This is a genomic window from Ktedonobacter sp. SOSP1-85 (assembly GCF_016587415.1).
Lineage (GTDB): Bacteria > Chloroflexota > Ktedonobacteria > Ktedonobacterales > Ktedonobacteraceae > Ktedonobacter.
In genome coordinates this window covers 1,557,383-1,569,955 of record NZ_BNJI01000001.1, presented here as the reverse complement: position 1 = coordinate 1,569,955, position 12,573 = coordinate 1,557,383, and the positions used below count along the sequence as shown (strand labels likewise).

Sequence of the window (12,573 nt, the reverse complement as noted above, 5' to 3'; positions counted from 1 at the left end):
CTTTTGTCAGGATGTGACCAGGAAGTCGCGCATCGTGTTTAAGATGTGCTTGTAATCGATGGCGGCGAAGTCACTGGTGTCAAGCTCGTAGAGTGTGCAGTCGAGTTGCAGCGGTTCCAGGCGACCATTGCTAAGCCGGGTGCGCCACTCGTCATAGGCCAGGTGATCCTGATGCCCTGGATGCCGCTCTCCGGATTCAGAGCGCAGTTGAAAGCGCTCAAAGAGTATCTGTCCATCAGCGTAGCAGAGAAGCTGGAAGATGCGCAGAGGAAAGTTTTGCTGGCGGGTGCGAAATTCTTCTGTGGCAAAGGCTGGGTCGAAATTAGCCTCGGCGATACAGGGCTGTCCCGCGCGTAGCTGGGCTGTGAGGAAGTGATAGAGCAGGGCGAAAGTGGTTGGTGCCAGGCGACGACTGGCCTCGCGATCCGACCAGCCAAGGGACTCAAAAAGCTGCTCTTTGATACCATCTTTATTGATAAAGGGAAGCTTCAGATCAGCCGCCAGGCGCTGCCCAAGCGTTGTCTTGCCTGTACAAGGATGGCCGGTGATAAGAATAAGCGGCGTGGTCTTGTCCGTGGACATCAGTGGCGCACCCCTCTCGCGGTCAGCTCGGCGATGATCAGAAAGAGCAGGTCGAGCACGATCAGGACGACCAGGGCGAAATCGATGCGTGAGGCCATAAATGTGCTCAGAGAGAGCACGCGTGCCAGGTGATTGGTGTACCAGAGCAGACCGAGAGCCAGCAAGAGACAGGTACAGAGGCCGACCATAAACCAGCGCGCTCCCGTCCAGTCCTGGCGACTGGGCCAGAGTTCGGAGGTGACCGTCAGGATCAGGTAGGGCGCGAAGATGAGCGTCCACCAGGGCCAGTCGGGGCGGAGCAACTGCCAGTTCTGGTGCGCGTCGAGGGGAATGTCCCAGAGATTATAGCCGGTCGCGATCCAATAGAGGAAAGCGAACATGGCGGTGCCTCCAAAGAGCGGCGCAATGCCGCTGAGTCCATCCCCCACATAGCTGATAAGCTTTCCCTGGGGACGAACGTATTGTACCTCGCCCAGTTGCAGCGATTGGCGTCCCCCGCTCCGCACAACGCGTCCATATCGGTCGCGTGCTGTAGTCGGTTGTACACGGAAGAGCGTGATACTGGTGATGCGAAAGCCGAAGGGGGTGAAGAGCAGGACGACTGCCGCGTGACTGAGTTCATGCAGCATGACACCAGGGGCATTGATCCAGAACCAGATGAGCCGCCCACGCTCGCCTAGCAGCCAGTACCCGATCTCGTCTACCCGCCGGCGCAAGGCCCTGCGCGTGGCACGTAGAAGTAGGAAAAGCACCAGGACACCGCACAGGGTGAGCCAGGGCTGATAGGGTGCGATTTGTTCTATAATTTGCGTCTGGGTATCCATGCGCTCTCCTGGTTGCTATGCTAAACAACGACCTCATCGATGCGGCTGTGGTTTAGACTGGATCAGTCTGCTATGTATTGTAGATGCTGAACCTGTATAGCGTCAACAAATATGTTTGACTACACCCTCTCTTCCTGTTCCTGGGGGATGACCACGTGTTCCAGCGGTATGACCACGGGCACTGCCTGTGGGCGATCCGTGAGCTTATATTTGCGCTCAAAGTAGATACACCAGAGGCCAAAGGCCAGGTGAAGGCCGGCCAGCAGGTAGAGGACCCGGTCAATGCCAAAGAGGTCGGAGGCAGCCCCTAGAAAGAGTAGGACCGGGATAGAGCAGGCGCTATAGAGCACGATTTGCAGCGAGAGCACGCGTCCCTTGAGCTTATCAGGCGTCAGTTCCTGAATGGCGGTCTGCGAGGGAATATTGATAAAGTCCAGCGCGATGCCAGCCGCGAACATCAAGACGGCTACCATGATCATCAACCAGGGATTGCCACGCCAGCTTTGCGGCGCAAGCAGGCGCACAACCAGGGTGAGCAGAGGAATGATCGCTGTGGCAAGTGTCAGGCCCAGGGCGCCGAAGTGAATGGTGCGATATTGTCCCAGGCGTTTGACCAGTTGCGGCATCAGCAGCGAACCGGCGATCAGGCCGATACCAGCAGGCGCAAAGACAATCGGCATTGTATTAGCGGGAAGGCTCAGCAGATCTTTCACCATTGGGGTCGCGATTTCACTAATGACAAAGATAATCACACCCGCGAAGGAGAGTTGTACGACCGCCAGAAAGAGTGGCTTATTGGTGCGCACAAAGTTCCATCCCTGAGCCATTTCTTGCCAGATATGTCCCATCGCCCCAATGGTTTGCGCGGTCAGGTCGTCATCCTTGGGTGCCTGTATATGAGGGGCAAAGCTCTTGTTTGGAATGAGGAGAATAAGTCCGGAGCAGACGAGATAGAGCAGCGCCGTCGCCGCGTAGACCTGCACAAAAGGGTCGAGTGTCAGGCCAAAGAGATGAATGGTTGGCAGGAATAGCAAGGCGAGCGGTGTGAGGACCACAAAGCCCAGGGCCTGCGAAATCATGATCGTAATATTGAAGAGGGAGAGCGCGGGCATCAACTCCTCATTATTGACGAGCATCGGAATGGTGGCGGACTCTGCGGGCGCGAAGAACTGGCAAATAGTAGAAACAATAAATGAGAGCGCGTAAACGGGTAGCAGGGCATTGTGATTAAAGAGTAGCGAGAGCACGAAAATAAGGCTGACGATGCCGCGTAAACAGTTGCTGCTCCAGAGCACCTTGCGCTTCGACATCCGATCAACAAGAACCCCGGCGGGCGCGCCAAAGAGCACCGCAGGCAGGCTGAAGCTGATAATGGCCAGCCCCAACTGTGTCGTCGATTGGGTGATTGCTTCAATAAGGAGCATGATGGCACAGTTGGAGGCATTAAAAATTGTTTGTGAGATGAGTTGGGCCAGCCAGAGGCGCAAAAAATCTGGCTTGCGGAGAAGGGTAAGAAAGCCCCCTCTCGGTTTGGCTACTGCCATTCAGATGTTCTCCTTTATGAGCATATGCTCGTGGGCGTCGAGGGAAAACTCACCCGGATCTGTGAAGAGGTACGGGTGAGGATGTTAGAGGGCGATCGCAGATTTAGAGCTCATATGGATCAAAGTCGTCTTCTGGCTTGGGAAGGCGGGGTAAACGCTGTTTCATGCGACGCTCAACCTCGGAGCGTGGAAGGAGAATGTGGCGACCGCAGGTCTCGCAGCGCAAGCCGATGTCCGCCCCCAGGCGATAGACCTCCCAGTCAAAACCACCGCAGGGATGCTTCTTACGCAGGCGCAGGCGATCGCCGATCTCAAACTGTACTGGCTCCATCTAAAAATTGGGCCATGCGGGGACCCCTGGCTTTAGCCATGGGGAGGAGCATGGCGCACTCCTTTCTGTGTATACTCATAGCCATCGGATCGTTGCACACACCGCATATATTTGGGGTGAATATCGACCTTCTGCAGTCGGAATGAAGGCCGATGACGAATGGCTATCCGTCCTTCAAATGTTCCTTTGGGCGTTATGGCTTTGACCAGATCACCCGTTTGATACCCAAGAAATGTCTTTTTTCGCTCTTTGTGCTGCTTGGGGAAGCCATACTTGTCAGGCACACACATTTGCCTCCTCCCATGCCCTGTCGCTTTGATGCGCAGTGGGATGACTCCCTTCTGCACAAGCACATCAGGCGTGCTCTTGCCTACGCAAGCTGCATCCAGCCAGTGGGTTTTGGGGAGTCCTCGCGTGCTACGATTCCACTTCGTCAAGCCACCGCTCCCACACTCGACAGGCAAACCGAGAGCTTTGAGCCGTTCTCGCAAAGCACAGCGTGTGCTATTGACAGCGCTGGCATCCTTGAGTGGCTTTTTGACCTGAGCGAGAAGACGCTTGAGCACATCAGGTTTCTTTTGCAAGAAGACGTCGATCTCCTGAGTGCCTTTGGCAGTATTGCATGCTTGGCAAGCCAAGGTCAGATTGCTTATCCTGTTCGTCCCACGACGGGCACGTGGATGGATATGCTCTACCTGAAGCGAGACCTCTTGTTTGCCACAATAGGCACACGTGCGTTCCCATTTTTCCAGCAAGTATTCCCTGACCTCATAGCCTTGCAAGGTTCCTTGTTGATATTGCACGCCTGCAATGTCGGGATGCTCCATCAATTGCAGATCAAACTTCACCAGCTCCTGACTCAGAGCGGCAATGGGAGCATAGCGACACAGACGAACTACCCACGTCAGAATGTTGGCAAGGCGACTTTCTAACGAGGGTGGCAACCATCCCTTCTTCCTCCGTCGATTGTCAAATCGCGGCTTGCGGTAGCGTGTTTTACGCTGCCTACGCCCCTGGCGACTTGCACGACGACTCTCAAGACTGTCTTTAATTGCATGCCCTCGATGTGAGAGTTCAGCCGCGAACACAATATGGCCGTTGGTATCGTTCACCAGGGCAATTCCCGTCGTTTTACTGCCTGGATCGAGCTTGAGGCGCAAGGGGTGGACCTCTGGCTGTTCTACCACCCGTTTGAGCACAATGGTAAACGGATAACGTCTAAAGACGGCTGCTTTCCCTTGCCTGAGCAAGCGCCTCGCGTGTCCTGGATGCACCGGATTTAAAGGTGTATAGTCACTATCAATCACAAAAACATTGCTCAAAATGAGCCTCCTGTTTCCAGGGTAATGGTTGCCTCGACAATGATAGAGGGCGGTACTTTTCCCTGAGCACTGCATAGACCCCGCTTTGCTGTTTAACCCAGAGATTCTAGAGCTACCGGCTGGCACGCACCTGTAGGTAGGAACTTGAACACTTCTCCTCTATCGTAGCCTGATAACCTCCTGCCTAAGCAGAAGGCCCATGGCTAAGTCTGGACAGGTCCGAGCTTGCTTTCACAAGCCCCTGCCTTTAGGCATGGGGTACCTGACAATATGTATGTCCTCTACTCTCTATTACTGGTAGAGATGATGTTCGTGAATATATTCTGTCACAGCATCAGGCATTTGATAACGTATGGGACGTCCCTGGGCGACACGCTGGCGTAGATCAGTTGAAGAGATCTCCAGCATGGGAGCCTGCACGAGACGCAGACGTTGTGTGATACCAGGCAAACGCTCCTCTAGCTTTGTATTATACTCTGTGTTGTCCAGATTATCCTGATCGAAGGGGTTCCCAAGCGCCCCAGACGCTGAATAGCCGGGGCGGCCCACCGCCACGAGCGCGGTCAACTGCGCAAGAATGCCCTCGGGATCCTGCCATTTGTGTAGATCAAGCAGGCTATCCCAGCCAATAATAAAATAGAGGCAGGCCCGGGAACCGAGCTCCTCGCGCAGGCGTTTCAGGGTATCAGTGGTGTAAGATGGGCCAGACCAATCTACCTCGATGCGCGAGCAGGCAAAAAAAGGATTCGAGGCAATGGCGCGCTCGACCATGGCGAGGCGATGCTGGGATGGAGTGAGGTGATGCGTACGTTTATGTGGGGGCTGCCCAGTCGGAATAAAAAGAATATATGAGAGATTCAGCGCGACGCGAACCTCCTCTGCAACCGCCAGGTGGGCATTATGAATAGGATCAAAGGTGCCTCCCATAATACCAATATGTTCAACCGGCTGCGTGTGCTGTGATCTCTGCTGCTCTTCCAACGGTATTTCTTCCTCTTATTTTTTCAGTTTTCTGGTAGGTGGTGAGGTCTGGCTGCCTCGGGCTGTCAGACCTCACCACCTACCAGAATGTAGGAGTTTGCTTGCTTATATATTGCCAGCTAGTTCGGTCACCGTCAACTCAGCATCAGGCAGCGCATGATAGAGCGCAAACATCACATCGGTAATCGTATCAGTCTGCTCAACGCTGATCCAGAAACGTAAGGTCAGCGTGACTTTTTGCGCGGCAAAGCTCGTAAAGTGTACGCCTGGTTCGGGCTTAGGAATCACAGCCGGAATTTCTTTAAGCTCGCGGAGAATGATGGCGGCTGTCTCTTCCTTCACAAACTTGTCTTGCGGCAAGGTAATCGTGATGGCGGCGCGACGCTCACCATAGTATGAGCTATTGACGACCACGTTATTGAAGAGATAGGCATTGGGGATCATGATCTCCTCACCAGAGAGCTGGCGAACCTTCGTCGCGCGCAACTGAATATCCTCTACGCGCCCGGTGTAGTTGACGCCAACGCTATTGGTCGTGATGATATTGCCAATGTAGAAGGGGCGCTCAACCAGGAGGTAGAAGCCGGAGAAGAGATTTTTGACGATATCCTGAATTGAGACCGTGATCGCAACCGTCAGGGCACCCAGAATCGTCAAGGGAGCCGTGATGGGGATATTCCAGATTGAGAGCAGGACAAAGAGCACGATAATTAGCGTGACAAGATAGAAGATGCGCCCGATAAGCGTGCGAATGTTGATATCGATGCGATTCTCGCCCAGCGAGCGAACAATTAGGTCACGAACGGTACGCGCCGTGCCCAGGCCCAGGGCGATGACCAGAATTGTCCAGAAGAAGGTCCAGAAGAGATGCCAGAGTGTGTTAGGGAGATTGCCTGAGTCAATTTTGAGAGTGGTATCAATGCCATCTATCCAATCCTTAAAGTGATTGAATCCCCAATCGTAGATAATAGGCGCAATCAGCAGAACAATAATCACGGGCGGAAGAATGATGAGTATTCCAAGCGTCTCGATAATCCAGGTGTCGAGCACCGTTTTCTTCAAGCGCGCTCTGAGCCTACGGCGGAACTGCAAGCCTAGAAAGATCGCTATCAATGTAGCGGCAACGAGGATAATGATGCGAAATACCGGCTGTATCATACTCTTTAACCAGATATAATTAATAAGCTCCTGTGCCAAAATCATCCGAACTACGAGAACCCTTCTAGTGCGCTAACCAGATGGAGACGCCAGATAACACACATCCTGTATTTTGCCTTGATTGGTAGGCGCAAGTTTATGTTTATGCGCCTCTCATGGCAAAATCTCAGGATGATGAAATGTCTGTGATTTTTGTGTGGCTTGTTTATTCTGTGCGCATTATACCATATCGATGCTGAGAGAAGACCGTGAGGAGCTGGTGAGGGGTGAGAAGAGTACCATTCGGCAGGAGGCTACAACTTGTCGCAAGCTGCCCGATGATGTGTTGTGGTGTCTGTCCCGCTGCGCGCAGGGGAGCCAGGCCCGTGCTACCATCGCGCTTAGAGAGGCGTTTGCCTGTGGCATCTAGAATCAAGGGAACATGGGCAAAGGTGGGGATGGGGAAGCCAAGGAGCTGAAAGAGCAGAATCTGACGCGCGGTCGAGGAGAGCAGGTCCGCGCCACGCACGATCTGGTTGATCTGCATCAGGGCATCATCGACAACTACGGCGAACTGGTAGGCGAAGATACCATCCGAGCGCCGGATAATAAAGTCGCCAACTGCCTGCTGGACATGTTGCGTCATTGGCCCCATCACAAGATCGGTGAAGGCGACCCGGCTCTCATCCGGCACGCGCAGACGAAGCGAGGGGCGGCGCATTCGCTCACGCTGGCTACGTTCGCGTGTCGTCAGATAGCGACAGGTGCCGGGATAGCGTGGTCCATCCTCGGCTCCCTGCTGAGGCGCGCTCGCCGCGTGCGCGATCTCGGCCCGGCTACAATAGCAGGGATAGACCAGGTCTGCATCCTGGAGGCGTTTCCGATAGGTCTCGTAGATCTCCAGGCGCTCGCTCTGGGTGTATGGCGCATAGGGGCCGCCCACGCCGGGACCCTCATCCCAGTCCAGCCCGAGCCAGTGGAGATCGTTCAGCATACCTTGTGTGGCGCCCGCGCGCACACGGGGCTGATCGAGATCCTCGACGCGTAGCACAAATTGTCCCTGTTCGCGGCGAGCGAAGAGCCAGGCTAGCAGGGCGGTGCGCAGATTGCCCAGGTGCAGGTCCCCCGTTGGGCTGGGGGCATAGCGCCCCCGCACCACAACTTCTTCTGCCTGCTTTGCCGTTGCTGCTGAAGATGACTTGAGCATGTGATTAGACGTGGGTGGCCTCGTTCTTAAGCGAGCGCGTGGACCAGGGGCAGCAGGAGCAGGCTGGATCTGAGACATGCGCCGCCAGCGGCTGAACATCAAAGCGCGCAAGTAGCTCAGTTAGCGTGCCGAGTGGCAAGCCAACGACGTTCAAATAGCAGCCATCAATGCGCTCGGTCGGTTGGAAATCAGGATTCTGGATACCGTAGGCGCCGGCTTTGTCCATAGGATCACCGCTGGCGATATAGGCGTCGATCTCGGCATCGCTATAGGGACGCATGAGCACGGGTGTAGCCTGGCTGGCGCCAAACATCGTGATCTGACCATTTTTGAGCGCGCACACGACAACGCCGGTGACCACGCGGTGCCAGCGTCCACGCAGGGAGCGCAGGAGTTGGCGCGCGTGCTCTTCGTCGCATGGCTTGCCCAGGACCTGGTCGTCCAGGAGGACGGTGGTATCTGCCGCCACCACGAGCGCGCCTTGGGACTCGGGCATCGTAAGGGCGCCCAGGGCTTTATGCGCAGCGGTCCATTGCGCCAGGCCGTCCGCAGGCCCGCGATAGAGTGCCTGGACTGCCTCTTCATCGGTGGGCGACACGCCAATGGTGTAGGGCAGGCCAAGGGAGGTAATAATCTGCCTGCGCCTGGGAGAGGCGGAGGCGAGCAGCAAATGCGTATGGTGATTTAGCATAGAGTCAATTACCTGGTGAGAAGCTTTGTACGTAACTATATATTTTCATGCTTATTGCGTTCCAGGACGGCTACACATTCAATATGCGCAGTCTGCGGAAACATATCGAGCGGCTGCACGGAGACCAGTTGGTAGGTCTCGTCACCATGACAGAGGACATCCAGGTCGCGTGCCAGGGTCGATGGTTCGCAGGAGACATACACCACGCGTTCAACGGGATAGCGCAGCAGCGTCTCCAGAACGATGGGCTGGCAGCCTGCGCGTGGCGGATCGATGACAAAGCCATCTACCTGGGCGCTTAGCCCGGGTAGCATGTCCTCAACCTTCCCTTTGAGGATCTCAATGTTATTGGTATCGCGTGCGTTCCAATGGGCATCGCGGATGGCGCTGGGCGACTCCTCAATGGCGATAATGCGACCAAAGTGGTGTGCCATCAGCAGGGCAAAGGTGCCAACGCCGCAGTATGCGTCGACGATGGTCAACTGTGCAGGATCCTTCTCGGCGGGTCGATGCGCGAGGAGTCCATTAAGCACCATGCGAACCATCTTTTCAGCCTGTGGCGTGTTGGTCTGGAAGAACGAGCTAGGGCGGATACGGAAGGTCTTGCCACCCAGCTTCTCCTCCATGGTCTCGTCACAAATGGTCAGTCCGGCTTCTTGCAGTTGTTGCTGCACCTCTTCGGGTTGTTGAGGCTGTAGGAGCATCTGTCCCGTGCCGACACCATAGCGCACAATGACCTGTGGACGCGGATTCTCAAACTGGCTTAGCACGGTAAGCGCGCGGTTGATGCGTTCATGCGCGATGGGGCAGGAGACAAGTGGTAGAACCCGGCGCGTGTCGCGTGCGGTCAGCCCTGGTTGCCCCTCACGATTGATGGAGAAGCGCATTTGATTGCGATAGTTCCAGGGGATTTCGCAAGCCACGGCCTCCAGCAGTGGAGGCTGTTCAAAGTGGCCAATCTCGCGTAGCAGTTCTTCCACCATTTCACGTTTCCAGGTGAGCTGACGTTCATATTGCAAATGCTGCAATTGGCAGCCTCCACAAGTGCCAAAGACAGGGCAGGGGGCAACCACGCGCTCTGGCGAAGACTCATGAATCTCGGTGATCCAGACGCGAGGTGGGCGCGGCTTCCAGCGGCGGCTCCGACGCCCAGGACGTGGTTTGGGAGGATCCTCGACCGCGATAGTGACGCGTTCGCCCGGCAATCCCGCGGGTACGAGGAGCTGGAGGAGCTTTGGCTCCTCCGCCTCCTTCTCGATCGTCACTTCAGCCGTGGCGTGTCCCTGGCGTGTCAGGGGTCCAAGCGTTACTGTATGATAATGAATCATACGTTCTTGCAACTGTTCGTTGAAATCTGTCATCATTTCTTGTGCTTTTTCGCTTTATTCTGAGATTGGTTCGCTTTGCGCTGTTCGCCGCGAGATTTCATGGCACGTCGTTTCTCTGCTCGTGCCTGATCTAAGTTGGCACGTAGTTCCTGGACGAAAGCCGAATCAGCCGAGATTTCCTCCGCGGCCTCAAGGTACTGCTCGGCCTCTTTCAGTTCGCCTTTCTGAATGTAGACCTCAGTCAGCTTGCCCAGAATGCCGATATCGTCTTCATTGATTTCTAGCCCTTGCTGTAGGACATCTTCGGCGCCATCAATATCCTCGCGTACCTGGACATAGAGATCCGCCAGGTGTACGTATGCCTCTGTGTTGGTGGGATCATGGTCAACGCTCTGCAAGAAACTCTTTTCGGCCTCGTCGTACTGCTCCATGTTTAACTGGAGATAGCCAATATTGTTCCAGAGATTGGGGAAGTCTGGAGCGATGGTCGTGGCGCGCCGATAATGCTCGATAGCCTGCGGAATATGATTACGGTATTCCTCGATCATGCCCTGGTTGACAGCGATCATCAATGCCTCGTTAGCATTGGGCGAGAGCTGTTCAGCCTCGTGAAGCAGTTTCTCGGCTTCATCAAATTTGGCGTATTCATGCGAGAGCTGTTGGGCCAGTAAGATCAGGCCCAGGGCGGACCGCTCCTTCTCCAGGCTGGTGTGGAGGTTCAGTTCGGCGAGCTTGAAGAAACGCGTGGAGCGCTCCTCATCCTGCTCCGCCGCCTGAGCCAGGCGCTGCTGAGCATTTGCCAGGCTGATTAAGGCCTTTGGCGCAAGTTCAGGGAAGCGATCCGCGATGGCTTGCAGGTAATACGCGGCGCGTTCCAGGTCCTGAGATGCCTCCGCCTGGCTAGCTGCTTGCTGATACTGCTCGGACTGCTCGTCCGGGTGATGCGCGATCAAGGCATCGAGATGGTGCAGGTACTTGCTGGTGATAGTGATGCCTTTTTGAAGACCGGCTAGCGTCTGGGTGAAGACCAGCTCTTCATTCTCCTCGTCCTCGCTCTCCTCTCGGACGATGCGATTGCCCTCTTCATCGATGCCCAGTTTCTCCATTAGTTGTTCGTAACGCTGGATAAGCTCATCGGAGCGGGTCTCGAGCTCCTCGTCGGAGAGGCTCTGGAGCTGTGTCCCCTCATCGACATGAGAGACCAGGCGTGGCTCGCCACCTTCATCGATGACGGTAAAACTGGACCAGAACCAGTGGCGCCCAGTCACATCATAGACAGCGGTTGCCCTGGGCAGTTCGGGAAGGCGCTCAGAGAGTGGCGTCTGCCGCATCTCCAGTGACCAGCACACATCGACGATCCCCTCTTCGGCTTCGATATCTAGCTCATCTTCGTCCTCATCCTCCTCATCCTCCTCATCCTCTAGCTCGTCGTCTTCGTCTTCCTCCTCTAGCTCGTCGTCTTCGTCTTCCTCGTCAAGGAAATCCTCATCCTCCTCATCCTCCAGTCGCTCTTCCAGGCCTAGAATGCGGAAGTTCGCTGGCTGGGCCTCGGCGCGCCATTGCTCACGCAACTGGACCCAGGCTTCACGCTCGAGTCCCTGGCGTAGCGGGCTGTCGTGCGCGAGCAGGTCGTAGGCTTCTCCATAGTTGCCCTCACTCCAGGCATCGAAAAACTCTTCAACCGTCTGGTCGAAAAGGTCGCCTGCGGCAAAGAAGTTTTCGAAAAAGTTTTGCATCTCCTGAGCCATATCAAAGGGACCGAGCTCGTTCTCTTTCGGCATTATCTCTTCATCCTCATTTTCTATCTCTGCGTCTGGTGAGCTCAGGATAAGCTCATCGACAATATGTTGGTAGCGAACGAAATCTATTGGGGCGCGCGCTCCATGTTCTTCCAGAACGTCCAGGGCGTCTTCCATCAGGTGACGAGCCTCTGGCAGCGTGCACGGAAGGAAGCGTGCTCCTGAAAACTGCTGTGTGCGTATATACTCCAGGCGTTTCTCGGCCTGGCGTTTGCTCAAATGTGCTTCATAGAAGAAGTCTTCAATACCGTGGAGGCGATAGTCCAGCGTCATACCCATGATGCGCGCCTCTTTATAGCCATCACCCTCTTCCCAGAGGAGGATGACCTCTGCCGCCTCTTCTTCGGCAAGCGTATCGGTATAAAAGCCTTTCCAGAAGCGAGGTGGAGTGCTGGCCTGGGGTGTGATGGGTTGCGCAGGTACCTGCTCCTCGGCTGGCAAGTGCCAGTGTGGCGTAATTTTAGCATTCTCAAGGCGGAGGAGGGAGCGGCGCGCCTCTTTGCGTAACTCTTTGGTTGATGCCAGTTCGTGTAGCGCTTGCAAGAGGTCGGCGGCCTCCTGAGTAATCTGTTTGCCCAGGCCCTGTATCAGGGCTTGTTGCACAGGTTCGGATTGAGCCAGCAGGGGTGAGAGTGCCTCCTGGACCTGACGCGTATGCGTCGCGGCCTGGAGCGCTTGCGTATAGCCTGGATAGTCGGTAAGCTGTTGTTGTACCCAGGCCTGCTCTTCAGGGTTCAGGCCTGGGGAGGTATGCGCCCTTTTTGAGTTCGCGTTTGAGTTTGCTCCTGCCTTCTGTTTCTGTGACACAATCCATCCTTCCCTTCCAT

General features: G+C 55.5%; 11 protein-coding genes. All 11 read right to left on the bottom strand.

Going from position 1 to position 12,573, the window contains the following annotated elements:
* Window positions 1–6: 6 nt before the first annotated feature.
* Window positions 7–582, bottom strand: a complete 576-nt coding sequence (locus tag KTE_RS06720) for an AAA family ATPase (RefSeq protein WP_201379732.1) — start codon at window positions 580–582, stop codon at window positions 7–9.
* Window positions 582–1,406: a hypothetical protein gene (locus KTE_RS06715; protein WP_201379730.1), complete on the bottom strand. Its 825-nt coding sequence runs from the start codon at window positions 1,404–1,406 to the stop codon at window positions 582–584. The genes KTE_RS06720 and KTE_RS06715 overlap by 1 nt, the downstream gene beginning before the upstream one ends.
* A gap of 119 nt (window positions 1,407–1,525) precedes the next feature.
* Window positions 1,526–2,950, bottom strand: coding sequence for an MFS transporter (locus tag KTE_RS06710; protein ID WP_201379728.1), 1,425 nt, complete (start codon window positions 2,948–2,950; stop codon window positions 1,526–1,528).
* Between the two features lie 103 nt (window positions 2,951–3,053).
* Window positions 3,054–3,281, bottom strand: a complete 228-nt coding sequence (locus KTE_RS06705) for a DUF951 domain-containing protein (protein WP_007906355.1) — start codon at window positions 3,279–3,281, stop codon at window positions 3,054–3,056.
* 32 nt (window positions 3,282–3,313) lie between these two features.
* Window positions 3,314–4,603 carry an RNA-guided endonuclease IscB gene (gene iscB / locus KTE_RS06700; RefSeq protein WP_201379726.1) on the bottom strand — a complete coding sequence of 430 codons (1,290 nt, stop codon included), beginning with the start codon at window positions 4,601–4,603 and terminating at the stop codon, window positions 3,314–3,316.
* A gap of 291 nt (window positions 4,604–4,894) precedes the next feature.
* Window positions 4,895–5,584: a nicotinate-nucleotide adenylyltransferase gene (gene nadD / locus KTE_RS06695; RefSeq protein WP_201379724.1), complete on the bottom strand. Its 690-nt coding sequence runs from the start codon at window positions 5,582–5,584 to the stop codon at window positions 4,895–4,897.
* A 105-nt stretch (window positions 5,585–5,689) separates the two neighbouring features.
* Window positions 5,690–6,742 carry a mechanosensitive ion channel family protein gene (locus KTE_RS06690; RefSeq protein WP_201379722.1) on the bottom strand — a complete coding sequence of 351 codons (1,053 nt, stop codon included), beginning with the start codon at window positions 6,740–6,742 and terminating at the stop codon, window positions 5,690–5,692.
* Window positions 6,743–6,947: 205 nt separating this feature from the next.
* Complete coding sequence (gene gluQRS / locus KTE_RS06685; RefSeq protein ID WP_236600309.1) at window positions 6,948–7,928, bottom strand: tRNA glutamyl-Q(34) synthetase GluQRS; 981 nt, start codon at window positions 7,926–7,928, stop codon at window positions 6,948–6,950.
* 4 nt (window positions 7,929–7,932) lie between these two features.
* Window positions 7,933–8,619 carry a nucleoside triphosphate pyrophosphatase gene (locus tag KTE_RS06680; RefSeq protein ID WP_201379719.1) on the bottom strand — a complete coding sequence of 229 codons (687 nt, stop codon included), beginning with the start codon at window positions 8,617–8,619 and terminating at the stop codon, window positions 7,933–7,935.
* Window positions 8,620–8,654: 35 nt separating this feature from the next.
* A complete protein-coding gene (locus tag KTE_RS06675; RefSeq protein ID WP_201379718.1) occupies window positions 8,655–9,983 on the bottom strand; it encodes a class I SAM-dependent RNA methyltransferase in 1,329 nt (442 codons plus the stop codon).
* Complete coding sequence (locus tag KTE_RS06670; protein WP_201379717.1) at window positions 9,980–12,553, bottom strand: tetratricopeptide repeat protein; 2,574 nt, start codon at window positions 12,551–12,553, stop codon at window positions 9,980–9,982. The genes KTE_RS06675 and KTE_RS06670 overlap by 4 nt, the downstream gene beginning before the upstream one ends.
* Window positions 12,554–12,573: the final 20 nt, after the last annotated feature.

Bases quoted from the DNA above. Each gene is read 5' to 3' on its own strand.
- KTE_RS06710 (WP_201379728.1), bottom strand. From the start codon at position 2,950: ATGGCAGTAGCCAAACCGAGAGGGGGCTTTCTTACCCTTCTCCGCAAG.
- KTE_RS06705 (WP_007906355.1), bottom strand. From the start codon at position 3,281: ATGGAGCCAGTACAGTTTGAGATCGGCGATCGCCTGCGCCTGCGTAAG.
- gluQRS (WP_236600309.1), bottom strand. From the start codon at position 7,928: ATGCTCAAGTCATCTTCAGCAGCAACGGCAAAGCAGGCAGAAGAAGTT.
- KTE_RS06690 (WP_201379722.1), bottom strand. From the start codon at position 6,742: ATGATACAGCCGGTATTTCGCATCATTATCCTCGTTGCCGCTACATTG.
- KTE_RS06720 (WP_201379732.1), bottom strand. From the start codon at position 582: ATGTCCACGGACAAGACCACGCCGCTTATTCTTATCACCGGCCATCCT.
- KTE_RS06675 (WP_201379718.1), bottom strand. From the start codon at position 9,983: ATGATGACAGATTTCAACGAACAGTTGCAAGAACGTATGATTCATTAT.
- KTE_RS06715 (WP_201379730.1), bottom strand. From the start codon at position 1,406: ATGGATACCCAGACGCAAATTATAGAACAAATCGCACCCTATCAGCCC.
- KTE_RS06680 (WP_201379719.1), bottom strand. From the start codon at position 8,619: ATGCTAAATCACCATACGCATTTGCTGCTCGCCTCCGCCTCTCCCAGG.